This is a genomic window from Brevibacillus sp. AF8, from assembly GCF_021270385.1.
Taxonomy (GTDB): domain Bacteria; phylum Bacillota; class Bacilli; order Brevibacillales; family Brevibacillaceae; genus Brevibacillus.
In genome coordinates, this window is the sequence record NZ_JAGQDN010000002.1 from 366,512 (window position 1) to 384,289 (window position 17,778).

21 protein-coding genes and 1 tRNA gene are annotated in these 17,778 nt (G+C 48.5%); all 22 read left to right on the forward strand.

Going from position 1 to position 17,778, the window contains the following annotated elements; translation table 11 throughout:
- The first annotated feature begins 208 nt into the window (after positions 1 to 208).
- The 22 genes from folE to trpB all read left to right on the forward strand — a co-directional run bounded on the left by folE (position 209) and on the right by trpB (position 17,776).
- On the forward strand, positions 209 to 772 hold the full coding sequence (gene folE, locus KB186_RS04930) for a GTP cyclohydrolase I FolE (protein ID WP_173609515.1): 564 nt from the start codon (positions 209 to 211) through the stop codon (positions 770 to 772).
- 69 nt (positions 773 to 841) lie between these two features.
- Positions 842 to 918: transfer RNA gene (locus KB186_RS04935), tRNA-Pro, on the forward strand.
- Between the two features lie 111 nt (positions 919 to 1,029).
- Complete coding sequence (locus KB186_RS04940) at positions 1,030 to 1,740, forward strand: lytic transglycosylase domain-containing protein (protein ID WP_232773185.1); 711 nt, start codon at positions 1,030 to 1,032, stop codon at positions 1,738 to 1,740.
- Positions 1,741 to 1,777: 37 nt separating this feature from the next.
- Complete coding sequence (gene mtrB / locus KB186_RS04945) at positions 1,778 to 2,008, forward strand: trp RNA-binding attenuation protein MtrB (protein ID WP_047068979.1); 231 nt, start codon at positions 1,778 to 1,780, stop codon at positions 2,006 to 2,008.
- Positions 2,009 to 2,084: 76 nt separating this feature from the next.
- Positions 2,085 to 2,600: a hypothetical protein gene (locus KB186_RS04950; protein ID WP_232773186.1), complete on the forward strand. Its 516-nt coding sequence runs from the start codon at positions 2,085 to 2,087 to the stop codon at positions 2,598 to 2,600.
- Between the two features lie 135 nt (positions 2,601 to 2,735).
- Positions 2,736 to 3,572 carry a heptaprenyl diphosphate synthase component 1 gene (locus KB186_RS04955; protein ID WP_232773187.1) on the forward strand — a complete coding sequence of 279 codons (837 nt, stop codon included), beginning with the start codon at positions 2,736 to 2,738 and terminating at the stop codon, positions 3,570 to 3,572.
- Between the two features lie 4 nt (positions 3,573 to 3,576).
- Positions 3,577 to 4,296 (forward strand): demethylmenaquinone methyltransferase, encoded by a 720-nt coding sequence (locus KB186_RS04960; protein WP_304502561.1) that lies wholly within the window; start codon positions 3,577 to 3,579, stop codon positions 4,294 to 4,296.
- Between the two features lie 48 nt (positions 4,297 to 4,344).
- A complete protein-coding gene (locus KB186_RS04965; RefSeq protein WP_173609512.1) occupies positions 4,345 to 5,214 on the forward strand; it encodes a UbiA-like polyprenyltransferase in 870 nt (289 codons plus the stop codon).
- Positions 5,211 to 5,807, forward strand: a complete 597-nt coding sequence (locus tag KB186_RS04970; RefSeq protein WP_007716550.1) for a UbiX family flavin prenyltransferase — start codon at positions 5,211 to 5,213, stop codon at positions 5,805 to 5,807. The genes KB186_RS04965 and KB186_RS04970 overlap by 4 nt, the downstream gene beginning before the upstream one ends.
- A 4-nt stretch (positions 5,808 to 5,811) precedes the next feature.
- Complete coding sequence (locus tag KB186_RS04975; RefSeq protein ID WP_232773188.1) at positions 5,812 to 6,675, forward strand: menaquinone biosynthesis protein; 864 nt, start codon at positions 5,812 to 5,814, stop codon at positions 6,673 to 6,675.
- A gap of 9 nt (positions 6,676 to 6,684) precedes the next feature.
- Positions 6,685 to 7,650 (forward strand): polyprenyl synthetase family protein, encoded by a 966-nt coding sequence (locus KB186_RS04980; protein WP_173609510.1) that lies wholly within the window; start codon positions 6,685 to 6,687, stop codon positions 7,648 to 7,650.
- Positions 7,651 to 7,754: 104 nt separating this feature from the next.
- Entirely contained in the window at positions 7,755 to 8,198 is a 444-nt protein-coding gene (gene ndk, locus KB186_RS04985) for a nucleoside-diphosphate kinase (protein WP_007716560.1), read from the forward strand.
- A 128-nt stretch (positions 8,199 to 8,326) separates the two neighbouring features.
- Positions 8,327 to 9,100 carry a CheR family methyltransferase gene (locus KB186_RS04990; protein WP_173609509.1) on the forward strand — a complete coding sequence of 258 codons (774 nt, stop codon included), beginning with the start codon at positions 8,327 to 8,329 and terminating at the stop codon, positions 9,098 to 9,100.
- A gap of 76 nt (positions 9,101 to 9,176) precedes the next feature.
- Complete coding sequence (locus tag KB186_RS04995; protein ID WP_173609508.1) at positions 9,177 to 9,335, forward strand: hypothetical protein; 159 nt, start codon at positions 9,177 to 9,179, stop codon at positions 9,333 to 9,335.
- A gap of 337 nt (positions 9,336 to 9,672) precedes the next feature.
- Positions 9,673 to 10,836: a chorismate synthase gene (gene aroC / locus KB186_RS05000; protein ID WP_173609507.1), complete on the forward strand. Its 1,164-nt coding sequence runs from the start codon at positions 9,673 to 9,675 to the stop codon at positions 10,834 to 10,836.
- Positions 10,836 to 11,936, forward strand: coding sequence for a 3-dehydroquinate synthase (aroB, locus tag KB186_RS05005; RefSeq protein WP_232773189.1), 1,101 nt, complete (start codon positions 10,836 to 10,838; stop codon positions 11,934 to 11,936). Before aroC ends, aroB begins: the two co-directional genes overlap by 1 nt.
- A 2-nt stretch (positions 11,937 to 11,938) precedes the next feature.
- Positions 11,939 to 12,316: a chorismate mutase gene (aroH, locus tag KB186_RS05010; RefSeq protein WP_048032642.1), complete on the forward strand. Its 378-nt coding sequence runs from the start codon at positions 11,939 to 11,941 to the stop codon at positions 12,314 to 12,316.
- Between the two features lie 288 nt (positions 12,317 to 12,604).
- Positions 12,605 to 14,119, forward strand: a complete 1,515-nt coding sequence (gene trpE / locus KB186_RS05015) for an anthranilate synthase component I (protein WP_173609505.1) — start codon at positions 12,605 to 12,607, stop codon at positions 14,117 to 14,119.
- Positions 14,113 to 15,138 (forward strand): anthranilate phosphoribosyltransferase, encoded by a 1,026-nt coding sequence (trpD, locus tag KB186_RS05020; RefSeq protein ID WP_173609504.1) that lies wholly within the window; start codon positions 14,113 to 14,115, stop codon positions 15,136 to 15,138. The genes trpE and trpD overlap by 7 nt, the downstream gene beginning before the upstream one ends.
- Positions 15,128 to 15,928: an indole-3-glycerol phosphate synthase TrpC gene (gene trpC, locus KB186_RS05025; RefSeq protein ID WP_173609503.1), complete on the forward strand. Its 801-nt coding sequence runs from the start codon at positions 15,128 to 15,130 to the stop codon at positions 15,926 to 15,928. Before trpD ends, trpC begins: the two co-directional genes overlap by 11 nt.
- Entirely contained in the window at positions 15,925 to 16,593 is a 669-nt protein-coding gene (locus tag KB186_RS05030; RefSeq protein ID WP_173609502.1) for a phosphoribosylanthranilate isomerase, read from the forward strand. The genes trpC and KB186_RS05030 overlap by 4 nt, the downstream gene beginning before the upstream one ends.
- Entirely contained in the window at positions 16,556 to 17,776 is a 1,221-nt protein-coding gene (gene trpB, locus KB186_RS05035) for a tryptophan synthase subunit beta (RefSeq protein ID WP_173609501.1), read from the forward strand. The genes KB186_RS05030 and trpB overlap by 38 nt, the downstream gene beginning before the upstream one ends.
- The last annotated feature ends 2 nt before the right edge of the window (positions 17,777 to 17,778 follow it).

The window sequence follows — 17,778 nt, forward strand, 5'->3', positions numbered from 1 at the left end:
ATAAAAAAATCCACATTGATAAAATGTGGGTTTTTTTCTATCTACATACAGTTTGCCTATGAGAATTCTGGGATATCTTTTTGTCTTTTTTTAAACGATATGGTAAGATTGGCTTTGATCGCGAGCAGGCACTAAGTCTGGCACTGATTTGGAGCAGGCAGACCTTAGTGATGAGAAACAAGGCGTATGCCGTTACGTAGGAGGTACAATGATGAACGTCGACTTAGATAAAATACAGCAAGCTGTTCGCATGATCCTAGAGGCAGTGGGGGATGATCCTGATCGTGAAGGAGTGCTGGATACCCCTAAGCGAGTTGCGAAAATGTACGCCGAAGTATTTGAGGGCATGCATATAGACGAAGAGCAGTATTTCGAGACTGTCTTTAGTGAAGATCATGAGGAAATGGTATTAGTAAAGGACATTCCGTTTTACTCTATGTGTGAGCATCACTTGGTTCCCTTCTTCGGAAAAGCGCATGTCGCTTACGTACCTCGTGGAGGCCGCGTAGTAGGACTGAGCAAGCTCGCGCGTGCGGTTGATACCGTGGCAAAACGTCCGCAGTTGCAGGAAAGAATTACAGCAACAGTAGCTGACGCGATTATGCGCAAGCTCGATCCGCACGGCGTCGTTGTGGTAGTAGAAGCAGAGCATATGTGCATGACGATGCGTGGCGTGAAAAAGCCAGGCTCGAAAACGATCACCTCTGCTGTTCGCGGTATGTTTGAAAAAGATGCGGCTGCGCGTGCAGAAGTCATTAGTTTGATGCGTTAATCAGAATGCAAAAATAAGGAAATTATATTGACTTTATAGGTAAAATATTGTATAGTACGGATGTACAGTCGGGATGTGGCGCAGCCCGGTAGCGCGCACCCTTGGGGTGGGTGAGGTCCAGGGTTCGAATCCCTGCATTCCGACCATCTGCATATAATGATCAGAAGCCTTGAGCAGAGGCTTCTTTTTTATGTGAAATGGATACTCTCCCAAGTAGTACCATTTTGCTATTGGCTTCCTGATCTTTCTTTTTTATAATGATAGGTAGACAAGCTAGGGAAGGGTTGTTCAATGCTATGAAGGTGCCAGTATCACTTCAACCATATTTGCAAACATTGCCGCAAACCTATGATGCCTCTTCGCTTTCGTATGGAGACGAGGGGCTCTTCTCGGACATCTTGCAGTCCCAGTTAGCAACAACCGGCCAGCGGGTAATCAGTTCGCAGGAGATTTTGGCCAAACTAGATGGATCCAGAAGCTGGAAGATTCCTACCCATATTCAAAATGAGCAGTCCCTGTCTTTTGCAAAAGGGCCATCTGTTCCTACCCCGGAAATCTTGGACAAGATTGATCAGACAGCGAAAGCGATCGGAGTGGACGTTGATCTGGTGAGAGAGGTCGTCAGGGCCGAATCCAATTTCAATCCGAATGTAGAATCGCGTGCAGGGGCGAAGGGCTTGATGCAGCTGATGGATAATACGGCAAAAGCCATGCAAGTCCGCAATGTATACGACCCTGATGAAAACCTTGAAGGTGGAACAAAATATTTGAAGTCGCTTTTGGATCGTTATGATGGAGATGTGAAAGTAGCACTTGCTGCTTACAATGCTGGTCCGGGTCGGATGAGCCGTCTGGGGATCAGCAGTGATGACGAGTTAGAAGCGAAGTTTGACCAATTGCCGCAAGAGACACAGCGCTATGTAGACAAGATCATGAGCCGTCTGGAGTCGGAAGGGGCATCATACTAGACATACGCGCATACCGTATTGGTCAGGAGGAAACACATTGGCACAACCATCGGGATTCAATCAGGATTATTTCGTAGTCAAAGCGAAGGAAAATGGCGTTCATGTAATCGGATTAACAAGAGGTTCTGATACGCGTTTCCATCATACAGAGAAGCTCGATAAAGGCGAAGTCATGATTTTTCAATTTACGGAGCACACCTCTGCAATTAAGGTGCGAGGAAAAGCGGTGATTTACTCGCAGCATGGCGTCGTGGATACGACCGAATAAAGAGCAAGTCGTTTTGCTAAGAAGCAGGCATAGCCTGCTTTTTTTATTTGTACAATGGAGGAGAGGAGGGATGTCTATGCCACGCCAATTGTTGATGGCGATTGCTGTTTCCACTTTCTTGGCTCTGATGCTGTCGCTGGTCCCCACAAACCAGTGGATGCAAGCGGATATACCGACATTTCAGTCAGCTGGTGCCATTCACTTAAGTGAGCAAAATGCCCTTGATTTGTTTACAAGGATGTCGACACATTATAATATTAAGCGTATAAAATGGGAAAACCCATCGATCTATGTTGATTTTGTGGTGAAACCTGCCGAAAAAGTAGAGTTAAATACCGTTTATCAGGATTTTTACCGTTTGACATACGACTTGCGTACCTATGCAGACAATGTCGGGCCCGTGTACTATCGCTTGTTAGAGGAGACGGATCCACCAAAAGAATCGAGATTATTGATTGCCATACAATCGACAACTGGAAATCTCGCAGGACATGACAAACCTTTGGCCGACCCTTCCGATATCCAGACCTTTGTAAGCAGTACATTTCCTATTCGAATCGAGCCGTATTTTTATGAGCGAATTAGTCCCTGATGGAAGAAGTATGGTATGATAGTAGAGACGGCCTTTTGACCGGACGGCAGAGGAAGACCGAAGAGTAAGGAACAGTACGGAACAGTACGGAACAGGCAGACATCTTTAGGTTGTGCAGCTTGTGGAGGAGGACGCATGAGCAAAGAACTTTCCCCGAATGTAGAAGAGGTTCGGTCCATTATCGAACAAATCTACAAGAGAATCACCCATTCCTATGTAGAACATTATGTTGACGTTCCTTCCATGGCGGAAAATCGTCTTGAGCTGTTGTACCTTTTTTTGCTGGAACAAGGCATGCCGAAGGAAAAGGCTTCGGTTTTATGTACAGCAACAGGGCTTGTCCAATTGGGACTGGACACGCATGAGCTCGTAAAAAATGAGTACGACTCCTCACAGAGCGCGGAGAGAAACCGACAGCTGACCGTACTTGCGGGTGATTATTACAGCAGTCGCTATTATCACCTTCTGGCTTCAGCCGGTGAAATCCAAGCCATTCAAGCGTTGTCGGCAGCCATTCAGCGAGTGAACGAAGCGAAAATGAGACTCTACATCGCTGGGCGAGATAGCAAGACTTTATCAGATGAAGAGTACTGGGAATTGCGAAATACGATTGATACAGGCTTATACGTGGCTGTTGTAGAGGAGTATTCCGATTCAGCTGAACGCCGTCGCTTCTGGAGCGATCTGATGAAGCAAACAGCCAAGGTAGAGAGTGTGATCGGTGAGTGGGAGCAGCTCAAATGGCAAGAACAAGTCCCTTTTGGTTTTGCCCGTTTTTTGCTGCAAAAACCCGGGGCTACACTCGCGCAAGTTTTGTCTGGCGTTGAGGGGAAAGCCCTCGAATTAATCGGTTTATGCGAGCAAATGGTGCGCACGCTGCATCCGGCAGAGACGCGGAATATGCTTGCATCCATTACGGCACGGTACTCCCATCGGATCAGTCGCTTGAAGAAGGTAATTGAGGAGATGTAGCCAAGTGAACCAGACACAGATGAATGAGAAAGCAGAGTACGTTCACTCCGTTTTCGAGAGCATTGCAAACGATTACGACAAAATGAATAATGTAATCAGCTTTGGCAGTCATATTGCTTGGCGTAATTACACGATGAAGCAGATGAATATCCAGCCAGGGCATACAGCGTTGGATGTTGCTTGTGGTACAGCAGACTGGACGATTGCATTGGCTAAGGCTGTCGGAAAAGAAGGCAATGTTGTTGGCCTTGATTTCAGCCAGAATATGCTGGATGTAGGGGCATATAAAGTAGCGAACGCAGGTGTTGGCAACAACGTAAAGCTAGTGAACGCAGATGCAATGAATCTGCCTTACGAGGATCATACCTTTGACTTCGTAACAATCGGGTTTGCTCTGCGCAATGTACCGGATGTTCAGCAGGTCTTGAATGAAATGGCACGTGTTGTAAAGCCGGGCGGTAAAGTCGTTTCTTTGGAAGTGTCCAAGCCCCCATTCATTCCGTACCGGAAGCTATTTTACTTATATTTCTACAAAATCTTGCCATTTATTGCGAAGCTGACAGTCAACAAATACGAAGAGTATGCTTGGCTGCCCCAATCCCTGACCAATTTCCCGGACAGTCGCGAGCTGGCAAGCATGTTTCAGAAAGCAGGCTTGGACCCGGTTCAGGTCAAATTGTTTATGGGCGGCGTATCAGCCTTGCATATTGGCACAAAGCCATAATTATGAGGAGTAAACCGGTATTTCTTCACTAGATAGGAAGTGTCATAAATGGGTCTACGTAAATTGAAAATCATCTTGGAAATGATTAAATTCGAGCACTCCCTTTTTGCCTTGCCTTTTGCCTTTATGGGAGCTGTTTTGGGAAGCATTGTGGTAGAGAATGCTTGGCCTACTTGGTCGGAAATTTTTTGGGTGACGGTAGCGATGGTGGGCGCTCGCAGTGCAGCGATGTCCTTAAACCGCGTCATCGACCGGGTAATTGATGCGAAAAATCCTCGGACAGTCACACGAGCGATTCCTGCTGGCCTGATTTCGATTGTGGAAGTCATTTTGTTTATCGTGGTGTCCTTTGCGGTGCTGTTCATTGCCGCATTCCAGTTAAATGATTTGGCTGTGAAATTGTTGCCGCTCGCTGTGTTTGTTCTTGTGCTTTATTCTTATACGAAACGCTTTACCTGGCTTTGCCACTTTGTACTCGGTGTTGCCATCGGCTTCGGCCCGCTAGGGGGCTGGGTAGCGACAACGGGTCAAGTAGATGGTGTCGGCCTTCTATTGTTTGCATCGGTTATGTTCTGGACAGCAGGATTTGATATCATTTATGCATGCCAGGACGCCGATTTTGACCGGAAAGAAGGACTTTATTCCATGCCGAGCCGCTTCGGAATTGCCAATGCACTTCTGATCGCCCGCGTATGCCACGTTCTTACTTTCGTTGGTCTGATGTCGTTGTATGTAGTTGCAGACCTGTCGATCTGGTTCCTGGTAGGTGTGCTCATTTCGGGTGCGATTTTGATCTATGAACACACGCTGGTGAAGCCAACAGACCTGTCCAAGCTGGATATGGCATTCTTCAACATGAACGGCATCTTGAGTGTCGTGATGTTTACCTTTACGATGATTGATTTGGTGATTGCATGAACAAGCAAAAGTGGGCTGTCGGGATAACGGGTGCAAGTGGTGCTATCTATGGTGTTCGAGTCGTCCAGGAGTTATTGCGTGCTGGACATATCGTTCACTTGATGATTACAGAAGCAGGCTGGCAAGTATTTCGTGATGAACTGGATTGGCACACAGATGACAGAGAAGCTCTGTTGCAGGAGAAGCTGCAACTAGACTTTTCTGGTGAACTACATTATTGGGGACTGCGAGATTTCAATTGTCCCGCAGCCAGTGGTTCCTATCGCTGTGACGGTATGATCGTCGTACCGTGCTCGATGGGGACTGTTTCTGGCATCGCACATGGCGCATCAGGTAATTTGCTGGAGCGCGTTGCTGATGTCATGATCAAGGAAGGGCGGCGTTTGGTCATCGTTCCGAGAGAGACGCCGCTCAATGCGATTCAGCTCGAGAACATGCTCAAATTAAGCCGTCTGGGCGTCAAGATTCTGCCTGCTATGCCAGGCTACTATCAGAAACCGCAAACTATGGATGATCTGATCAATTTTGTGGTAGGGAAAACTTTGGATGCAATTGATGTACCACATTCGCTGTTCCGGCGTTGGGGGGAATAAACGCATGCAAAAGTCTTTGCGTGTTGGACAAATTTTGTATACCAATGTATTGCCGGTTTACTTCTATTTTGATCAAGAAAAATTCGAAGACCGAATCGAATTCATCCGCCAAGTTCCTGCCCAGTTAAACACCGCAATGGCGAATGGCGAGATTGACTTGGGACCGATTTCTTCGTTTAGCTATGCAGAGCATGCCTCCGAATACGTGGCATTGGCAGATCTGTCTGTCAGTGCCAAGGGGAGAGTAGGCTCCCTTTTCTTATTCAGCAAAAAGCCGATTGAACAACTAAACGGCGCCAAAATTGCCTTGACCAACACATCGGCTACCACCGTGAATCTCTTAAAAATCATTCTCCATAAGTTTTACGAATATGAGATTTCCTACGTTACACAGGAACCTATTTTGCATGAAATGCTGGAGGGTGCTGATGCTGCCCTCTTGATCGGGGATGACGCCATTTCCGCTGAGCGAACGGCCAAAGACCTTCATGTCTACGATTTGGGAGAGCTGTGGCATCAATTTACAGGCTATTCCATGACCTTTGCCATTTGGGCTCTCCGTCGAGCAGTTATTGCCGATCATCATGACTTGATCGCGGACGTCCATGCCTCTTTTTTAGAGAGTAAAAGGAAGACCAGGGAGAATACAGCCCCATTGATTGACTACGTTCACACGCATTTCGGTGGAGAGAAAGAGCAATGGATCCACTATTTCCAAGGATTACAGCACGATTTCGGTGACGTTCAGCGGATTGGACTGGAGTACTATTACCGATGCGCAGCGGAGCTGGGACTTCTATCGGCACCTGCAACCGTCGATCTGTGGCAAGCTGGCGGCCGACAGACCAATACTACGTTGACGAGATAGGTGGAACGGATGAATCTAGTCGATATTTACTTCAAGATGAAAAAAGATGTCCAATACATAGAAGATGAACTGGAGAAAGCAATTGACACGCCGGTTCGAGAGCTGTATCTATCCTCGACTCACTTGCTCAAGGCAGGAGGAAAGCGGATTCGTCCCGTTTTTGTTTTGCTGGGCGGTAAGTGGGGCAATTACGACATCAAAAAACTAAAGCATGTGGCTGTTCCTCTTGAACTGATCCACATGGCATCCCTGGTGCATGATGATGTAATTGATGATGCGGATAAGCGTCGCGGAAAAGATACTGTTCGGATGAAGTGGGATAACAAAGTAGCCATGTATGCCGGCGACTATATTTTTGCACGGGCATTGGCCATTGCCTCCCAGCTCCCGATCCCGCAATTGCACCAAATTCTCTCGAATGCAATCGTCGAGGTTTGCAAGGGAGAGATCCAGCAAGTAAAGGATTTGAATAACTGGGACCAAAACTTCCGTACCTATTTGCGCAGAATCAAACGAAAAACGGCGCTTTTAATTGCGATTAGCTGTCAATTAGGAGCAGTGGCAAGCGGAGCGTCAGATGATATGATTCGTAAAATGTACTGGTACGGCTACAACGTGGGGATGGCTTTTCAAATAACCGACGACATTTTGGACTTTACAGGGACTGAGAAGCAGTTAGGAAAGCCGGCTGGAAGCGACCTGGTGCATGGTAACATTACGTTGCCTGCGCTTTATTCGGCTCATCATGGAAAGGCACGAGCGCAATTCCAGGAATGGATCGCCCAAAATACGTTCTGGGATCATACAGATGAAGCAGTTCGTATGGTGCGAGAAGATGAGGGCATTGCCTTTTCGCAGCGCCTTGCTGAACGCTATATCGCCCGTGCGCATGCCATTCTCGCTGATTTGCCTAATAACCAAGCTAAGACATCTTTGACAGGTATCGCCAATTATATTATTGATCGTAAATTTTAATGATATTTTGACGGTCTGCCTGTTGCTTGACCACTCTAGTTTTGATAAAATTTTCGTTGGTGTCCTATTCACCAATACATAGCTCTAATGGAGGCATACTTACAATGGAAAAAACATTCCTTATGGTAAAACCAGATGGCGTACAACGTAACCTGATTGGTGAAATCGTATCCCGTTTTGAGAAAAAAGGCTACCAACTCGTAGGTGCTAAGCTGATGACAGTAAGCCGCGAATTGGCTGAAGAACACTATGCAGAGCACAAAGAGCGTCCATTCTTCGGTGAACTGGTAGACTTCATCACTTCCGGACCAGTATTCGCTATGGTATGGCAAGGTAACAACGTAATCACAACTGCTCGCGCTATGATGGGCAAAACAAACCCGGTAGACGCTGCTTCCGGTACGATCCGTGGCGATTTCGCTACTTCCGTTGGCATGAACATCATCCACGGTTCTGACTCTCCTGAGAGCGCTGAGCGTGAAATCGGTCTGTGGTTCTCCGCAGAAGAAGTTCTCTCCTTCGAGAAAACCATCCAACGCTGGATCTAAGATGGATCGAGAAGACCCCATTTGTTGGGGTTTTCTTTTTTTTGTCAAATTCTTTGTCAAAACAGATAGGATAATGACGAAATATAGCGAATGAAGTTAGGGAGTTTTCAAAGGGGGTACGATTCAGCATGGAAGATAAGGACTTTCTCCAATTTATTGCTAGTGTGAAAAAAATGACTGGAATTGATCTTGCCCTCTACAAGGAAGCACAGATGAAGCGCCGTCTAACCTCGTTGAGACAAAAGCGGGGGTACAACACATTTGCCCAGTATTTCGATGCCATCGCTAAAGACAAGGAGCTTTTCTATGAGTTCCTCGATAGGATGACCATCAACGTATCGGAATTTTTCCGGAATCCAGGCCGGTGGGAAGTTCTCGAGAATAAAATTTTGCCACGCTTGGCAAAGCAATCGCCGCGGGTGAAATGCTGGAGTGCGGCATGCTCGACAGGGGAGGAGCCGTACACACTCTCACTGATTTTGCTACGCATGAAGATGGATGCGACCGTGCTCGCTTCCGATATTGATGAGGGAGCACTGGCAAAAGCGAAGCAAGGGGTGTACACGGACCGCTCCCTGCAAGATTGTCCGAAAGACCTCGTAGCAAAGTATTTTGAAAAAGATACACTCAGCTATCGCATCACGGACGAAGTGAAGAGAAAAGTGACGTTCAAAAAACATAATTTATTGGCGGACTCATTTGATTCTCAATTTGATTTAATTATTTGCCGGAACGTGATGATTTACTTTACCGAAGAAGCAAAGCATGAGCTGTATCACAAGTTTAGCCGGGCCCTGAAACCTGGTGGAGTACTCTTTGTAGGTAGCACGGAACAAATTTTTCAGCCGCAACAATACCAACTGGAGACAGAGGATACGTTCTTCTATCGGAAAATGGGTTGATTCCTGTTGGCCTTGGTATATCTCTGCTGTTTTTTCCCAAGACTAGGAATACCTACTTTGCAAGAGGAGGCAGCAGATGGATAAACACAAGGTCATCGAAGCATACCGTCGAGGGCTGATCACGCTGCAGGAATGTGGTCAGATTTTAGGGGCGGAGAGGACACAACTAGATGATTTGTTACGCGTGGATCACACTCGCAAACCGCTGAGCCCCAATCCTTTTTTCAACGTGTAGGAATATATAAACACTTCGTTTATATATTCCGGAACGCATGGAAACTTTCCCCTAAAACGCAGTCGCTCCTCTGTGAGCGATCAACGATAGAGGTTTCCTTAACTTGTAGGAATATCAATCCTGATTCATTCGCGATAGCGTAAAGAGAGCGCTTCTCCCCATGCGGAGGGGCGTTTTCCTGTAGGAAGAAAAGGTTTTTCGCAGACGTTTCCCACTTTTGTATTTCCACGGCGTACTAGGTATGATATTATAGCGCTTAAAAGTGATAAAGGACAGCACCCCAAAAAGAGAACCTGAAGGGGATACAGGCTGCCTGGAGGATGGAGGAAGGATAGAGATGCGTTACTTGACAGCAGGGGAATCCCACGGGCCGCAATTAACAGCTATCATTGAGGGCGTACCGAGCAACCTGCCGATTTCCATTGAGGAAATTAATGAGCAGTTGGCACGTCGTCAGAAAGGCCATGGCCGCGGCAGAAGAATGCAGATTGAAAAGGATCAGGTGAAAATTCTTTCTGGTGTCCGTCATGGATATACAACCGGAGCTCCTATCACACTGGTCGTTGAAAATAATGATTGGACGCATTGGCAAGGAATCATGAGCGCTGAGCCTGTAGAGGAAGGCACTGAAGAAAAGCGTCGTGTCTCCCGTCCACGCCCTGGACATGCTGATTTAAACGGGGCGATTAAGTATCATCAACGCGATATGCGCAATATTCTGGAACGTTCCAGCGCTCGTGAGACTACTGTCCGCGTAGCTGTTGGTGCAGTCGCTCGCCAATTGCTGGCTCAATTTGGTATCCGTATAGGCGGGCAGGTACTCCAGATCAATGAGATCGTGGCGAAGAGACAAGAAGTAAGTCTGGACGAGCTGATTGCCCGCACCGAAGAATCGCCAGTACGCTGTTTGGATAAAGAAGCCGAACCACTGATGATGGCAGCGATTGACAAAGCAAAAGAAGACGGGGATTCCCTCGGTGGTACCGTAGAAGTGATCGTTGAAGGCGTGCCAATTGGTTTGGGTAGCCACGTGCAATGGGACCGCAAGCTGGATGGACGTCTTGCACAGGCAATCATGAGTATTCAGGCTTTCAAAGGTGTCGAAATCGGTATCGGATTCGAGGCAGCCGGTCTGAAAGGCTCACAAGTTCATGACGAGATTATTTGGAACGAAGAAACTGGCTACAGCCGAAAAACAAATCGTGCAGGTGGACTCGAAGGCGGTATGACGACAGGAATGCCTGTAGTTGTTCGCGGTGTCATGAAGCCGATTCCTACCTTGTACAAACCGTTGATGAGTGTGGATATCGACTCGAGAGAGCCATTCTCAGCGAGCATTGAGCGTTCTGACAGTTGTGCTGTTCCTGCCGCAAGTGTCGTTGCGGAGGCAGTGGTAGCATGGGAGATCGCGAGTGCTATGTGCGAAAAATTCCCTTCTGATTCTCTTGATGACATGGAAGAAAACGTACGTCAATACCGTGCGTACACGGAGAAATTCTAATGAGCGTGGAGATGCTGACTGTTGAGCTGGGGGAGCGCTCCTACGAGATTGTGATAGGTGATGGTCTTTTGCACCAGGCTGCAGCGTTGCTAGTAGAGGCAGGCATTGCTTCTACTAGCAAGTTGATGATTGTCACAGATGAGAATGTAGCCGTTCATTATTTAGAGCCTTTGCTCGATGTATTGCGGCAGCATGGGTATCAGGCCCACTCAGCTGTCATCGCTGCTGGAGAACAATCGAAGAGCCTGACTGTCTACGAACGATTGATAACAGAGGCAATTGATGCAGGACTGGACAGGAAGTCTGCTGTATTGGCTCTCGGTGGTGGAGTCGTTGGAGACTTGGCAGGATTTGTGGCTGCTACGTACATGCGCGGCATTGATTTTGTTCAAATGCCGACTACCTTGCTCGCACATGATAGCTCGGTTGGTGGAAAAGTAGCGATCAATCATCCGCTCGGAAAAAATCTCATTGGTGCTTTCCATCAGCCCAAAGTTGTCATTTACGACACGAAAGCCTTGCATAGTTTACCGAAGCGTGAAGTCGCAGCAGGCTTTGCAGAGGTTGTTAAGCATGGACTTATCGCCGATGCTGCCTTTGTCGATTGGCTGGAAGACAACGCTGAAAGGCTATGGCAGCTCGATTCAGAATTATTAGGGAAAGCCATTGAAAAAGGCTGTGCAGTCAAAGCGGCTATTGTTTCCCAAGACGAGACAGAACAAGGGCAACGTGCATTGCTTAATTTGGGTCATACGTTTGGTCATGCCTTTGAAGCGCTATCTGCTTACTCCACTCTAAATCATGGGGAAGCCATCTCAATTGGCATGTGTTTGGCAGCCAAGGTAGCGGAACGGATTGGTTTTGCCGAGACTGGTGTATACAACCGCACGAAACGGATGCTGGAATTGTTCCACCTGCCAACGGCGTGGCCGGGCAATCTCTCGCCAGAAGCTGTGCTGGAAGCCATGAAACGAGACAAAAAGACGGTAGGCGGAAAGCTGGCATTGGTGTTGCCTAGGGCTATCGGGCAGGTGGAAGTCGTCAAAAATATAGAAGAAGAACTCATACTGGGAGTCATGAGAGAAGAAGTGGAGGGATAAGGATGGGAATGAGAGGAATCAGAGGCGCGGTCACGGTGGAAGCCGATACGCGCGAAGAGATTGTCTCCTCAACAAAATGGTTGTTGGAGGAAATGGTAGCCCGCAATGAAGTAAACCCCGAAGACATTGGCAGCATTATTATCACGACGACAGAGGACCTCTGTGCGACCTTCCCCGCTCAAGCGGCCCGTCTGCTTGAAGGAGAAGCTTGGCAATACGTACCGCTCATGTGCGCAAGAGAAATCCCGGTGCCAGGTGGCTTGCCGCTTTGTATTCGTGTCATGATGCATGTGAATACGGACAAGACAGCAAAAGACATTCATCATGTGTTTTTGCGCGAAGCAGTCAAGCTGCGCCCGGATTTGACAAATCGCGGTTGACAATTAGGGCGCTCTCTTTTACCATAAGTGAAACGAGAGCGCCTCGTTTTTCCGGTAATAAGCAAAAGCCGGCTGAGAGCAGAGAATGAGTTGAGCAGAGTTGAGATGAGTTAGGTTGAGGAGAGAAGAGAAGGCTGGGTACATATTGACACCCAATCCAGGTCTCTTTGTCTGGATTTTTTTGTATACAAATATTTCTCCCCCCTACCTCTCGCTCTAGAAGCGGGTGTAGAAAAGGTGGATGTCTCATTCCCTTTTCTCTCCCACTAATTGAGGAGATGAGAGTCCATGTATTTCCCTTCCCTTGCCGAGGTTAAGACCCTATCGGCGTCGTATTCCCTTATCCCTGTAAGCATGAAACTGTTGGCGGATCAAGAGACACCGATTCGTTTGTATCAGAAGATTCGCAAAAGTGATTCCTTTTTGCTGGAGAGCGTAGAAGGTGGTGCTCGCTGGGCGCGTTTTTCGTTCATTGGCATGAATCCTTTTCAAATCGTGGAAGCAAAGGGTGAAGAAATTAGCGTTTCCTATCGCACTGGTGAAAAGCTTGTTCACACAGGAAATCCCGTCTCCTTTTTGCGTGAAGAAACCGATCGTTACAAAAGCCCGAAGCTGCCTGGGTTGCCTCGTCTCAGTGGTGGTGCGGTAGGCTTTTTCGGCTACAATACGTTGCGCTATTTCGAAAATTTACCAGCACATCGCAAGGAGGCTGTACGAGTCCCGGATATGCGCTTCCTGTTCGTCGATGAGATGATAGCCTTTGATCATTTGAAGCAGGAAATTCAATTGATTGTGAACCTCCATGTGGAACCAGGAGACACTGAGGAAACTATTGGCGAAAAATACAAGCACGTCTGCGAACGAATCGAGGAGTTGGCTGCCAAAGTCATGGCTCCGCTTGAAATGGATCAACGCATTCAAGTAGCAACTGATACACCAGCGCCATTGACAGTAGAGCCAAATATGACGCGGGAGCAATACGAGCAGCTAGTCGTGCAGGCGAAAGAATACATCGCAGCCGGCGACATTTTTCAAGTCGTGTTGTCCCAACGTTTTTCCGTAAAGACTGAAGTCGATCCTTTTGCAGTGTATCGATTGCTGCGTACGTTGAATCCTTCCCCATACATGTACTATCTCGAATACGAGGGAGAGACAGTCGTCGGGACTTCCCCAGAACTGCTCGTGCGTGTAGAGGATGAAAAAGTAGAGATGCGTCCGATTGCAGGAACGCGAAAAAGGGGGGCGACCCCACAAGAAGATGCTGCATTGGCGGCTGATCTTTTGGCAGATAAGAAGGAGAGAGCCGAGCACTACATGCTGCTGGATCTAGGGCGCAACGATGTTGGAAAGGTCTCTGCTTATGGAAGCGTGAAAGTGGAAGAAGCATTGGTGATTGAAAACTACTCCCACGTGATGCATATGGTTTCGCATGTGACTGGCAAGCTTCGGGAGGGACTGCACGCTTTCGATGCATTGCTGAGTGCTTTTCCGGCTGGTACAGTATCTGGTTCTCCGAAGCTGAGGGCGATGGAAATTATTGCAGAGCTCGAGCCTGACGCACGCCATTTGTATGCGGGAGCAATCGGCTACATTTCGTTTGATGGTTCACTCGATAGCTGCATCACGATTCGAACGTTGTTCTTTCAGGATGGATACGCACATGTGCAGGCAGGTGCAGGCATCGTAGCGGACTCGGTCCCTGCGAGTGAATACCAAGAGACGGTGAACAAAGCAGCAGCGATGCTCTCTGCGCTAGAAAAAGCGGAACAGTTGTTTGTCAGAAAGGTGGAGTTGTCATGCTAACATACGCGCTAGAACAAATTCTGCTTGGGAAGCATTTAACACGGACGGTTGCAGAAGAGGCCATGGGCGAGATTATGGACGGAAAGGCAACTCCAGCTCAGATCGGTGCATTTTTGGCAAGCCTTCGCTTGAAGGGTGAGCAGGTGGAAGAGATTATCGGTTTTGCCAAAGCCATGAGAGCGCGGGCGATGAGTTTTCCCATCGAACTGCCAGGTCTGGTAGACACCTGCGGAACAGGCGGAGATGGAAGTCATACCTTTAACATTTCGACGGCAAGTGCAGTTGTCGCAGCAGCTGACGGTGTGCGCATCGCCAAGCACGGGAATCGTGCGGTTTCCAGCAAAAGCGGCAGTGCTGATGTGTTGGAAGCGTTGGGAGTGCCCGTCAATTTATCTCCCAAGGACACCGCAGATTGCCTGCGCGCGACTAATCTCTGCTTCCTGTTCGCTCCTCTTTACCACCAAGCGATGAAGCATGCGGCTGGCCCGCGAAAAGAATTGGCGATTCGCACGGTGTTTAACTTACTTGGACCATTGACAAATCCAGCAGGTGCCAGCCATCAGCTGATGGGCGTCTATGATGCCAAGTTGCTTCCGAATGTGGCCGCAGTCTTACACGAGCTCGATGTGAAAAGAGCGCTCGTTGTAGCAGGCTCGGATGGACTGGATGAATTGACTGTTACGGGAACGAGCCATATTGCCGAGTTGCGGGATGGGCGGATTTTGACATATGAAATCGAGCCAGAACAGTTCGGTCTGCGCAGACATGAGAAAGATGCTTTGCGCGGCGGTGATGCCAATGAGAATGCCAAGATCATTCACGACGTGTTTTCTGGAGCACGCGGGGCAGCACGCGACATCGTTTTGCTGAATGCGGGCGCGATCCTCTACCTGGCAGATCGGGTTAGCTCGATTGAAACAGGGGTTATACGTGCAGCGGAACTGATCGACGGCGGACTGGTCATGCGCAAGCTCGAGCACGTTCGTCAAATCGCAGGAGGTATGATTCATGCTTCGTAAAATCGTGGAAAAGAAACGTGAAGAGATCGCACGACTTTATACAGATACAACCGTGTCAGCATTGCTTTTTGCAACGAAGGAAGTCCAGCGTCCACGCGGATTTCGTCAAGCATTGGAGACGAGTGTACGGCCTGTAAGCGTGATTGCCGAAGTGAAAAAAGCATCCCCGTCCAAAGGGTTGATCCGACCTGCTTTCCAAGCAGTAACCATCGCGAAGGCTTATCAGGCCGCTCGCGCAGAATGTTTGTCCGTTTTGACAGACGAGTCTTTTTTTCAGGGGAGTTTGAGCTATCTACGGCAAATTCACGAGGCAGTTGATCGTCCGTTACTTAGAAAAGACTTTCTTCTGGATGAAATTCAAGTCGTGGAAGCAAGAGCAGCAGGTGCTGATTGCGTGCTACTCATTGCTGCCATTCTCGATCGGGAAACGCTTCGCCACCTGAACCAAACTGCCGAGGAGCTGGGTATGGATGTACTGGTCGAGGTTCATGACAAACGCGAATGCGAGCTTGTTTTTCAAGCAATGGAACCGAAATTGCTCGGAATCAACAATCGAAACTTGAATACGTTTCAAACGGACCTAGCCGTTACACATGAGTTGATTGCAGAACTGCCTGCGTCATTGACGATCGTGAGCGAAAGTGGGATTTCGACACCAGCGGATATTGAAAATGTACGAAGTGCAGGTGCCAGGGCTGTACTGGTTGGAGAGCATTTTATGCGCCAAACAGACGTAGAGCGCGCAGTAATTGACCTTGTAGGAGAAGCAGCACCGGGGGTGAGTCTATGACTCGTTTGAAAATATGTGGGATCAAGCGGGCGGAAACACTTGCGCTGTTAAAGGCACTGGAAGTCGATTACGTTGGCCTTGTTTTTGCCCCAAGTAAGCGACAAGTTGATGCCCAAACTGCGGGACAATTGCTTGCAGCCGTTCCAGGCCATCCTCCTGCTGTAGGGGTGTTCGTTAATCCGACGATGGAAGAGCTGGAGGAAGTGCTAAGCAAGGCACCGCTATCCGTGATCCAACTGCATGGACAGGAGACGCCGCAATTTTGCCAGCAAGTTCGGGAGCGGTTCGCTATTCCGGTGTGGAAGGCGTTGGCCGTGGGCGGAGAAGCGGATGCTGCGCAAGCAATTCAATCCTATCGTGGCATTGTCAGTGCCTTTTTATTTGATACGTATGACCCTACTCAAGCAGGCGGCACAGGGAAAAAGTTTTCGTGGGAGCAAATCCCTGCATTGCAAGCAGCATGCGAGGAAGCAGACTGCATCATCGCTGGCGGGATTCATGCGGGGAATGTCGGAGAATTAACGGGACAGTATCAGGCAGGAATTGTCGATGTGTCCAGTGGTGTAGAGACGGATGGCGAAAAAGACGCTGAAAAAATGAAAACATTGGTGGAGAGGGTGAAGGCGCATGAACAACATTCAAACAACTACGCGAGTCGTGCCTGACGAAAACGGGCGATTTGGTGACTTCGGAGGCAAGTTTATTCCAGAGACCTTGATGAATGCAGTGACAGAGCTCGAGATCGCTTTTGAAGAAGCGCGTCGTGACCCGGCATTTGTTCAGGAATTAAATGGACTGCTCAGCGAGTATGCTGGACGCCCAACCCCGCTCACCTATGCAGAGCGTTTGACAAAAGCGGTCGGCGGCGCCCAAATCTATTTGAAACGAGAAGATCTCAATCATACGGGGGCGCATAAATTAAACAATGCTTTGGGCCAAGCATTGTTAGCCAAACGGATGGGCAAAAAATCAATTATTGCCGAAACGGGCGCTGGTCAGCACGGAGTGGCAAGTGCAACTGTCGCGGCAAAGCTCGGACTCTCTTGCAAGGTGTTCATGGGGGAGGAAGATATTCGTCGCCAGTCTTTGAATGTTTTTCGGATGAAGCTGCTTGGAGCCGAAGTCATCCCTGCGGTATCCGGCTCTCGTACACTTAAGGATGCGACAAACGAAGCGATTCGCCATTGGGTGTCTCACGTAGATGACATGTTCTACGTCATCGGATCTGTCGTTGGCCCACATCCATACCCATACATGGTTCGCGAATTCCAAAAAATTATCGGTGAAGAGACACGGAGTCAAGTCCTGCAAATGCTCAGAAGGCTGCCAGACGAGGTCGTTGCTTGCGTCGGTGGAGGCAGCAATGCGATTGGCATGTTTTATCCGTTCATACAGGATGAGTCGGTCGCGCTCAGAGGAGTAGAAGCGGCAGGAAAAGGAATCGATACCGAAAAGCATGCGGCAACACTAACACTTGGACGCCCGGGAGTCATCCATGGTTCCTTAACTTACTTGTTGCAGGATGAAGGCGGACAGGTGCAAGAAGCGCATTCGATTTCGGCTGGCTTGGATTATCCAGGAGTAGGACCTGAGCACGCTTATCTCAAAGACAGTGGAAGAGTAACCTATACATCGGTAACAGATGCGGAAGCACTCGAGGCGGTACAAGTACTTTGCCAAACGGAAGGCATCATTCCAGCGTTGGAGAGCGCACATGCGATAGCGGAAGCAATAAAACGTGCAAAAGAGATGTCTTCAGACAAAATATTAGTAATCTGTTTGTCCGGTCGAGGCGATAAGGACGTACTGACTATTCAAGAAGCGCTGACAGCAGAAGGGGGAGAGTAATC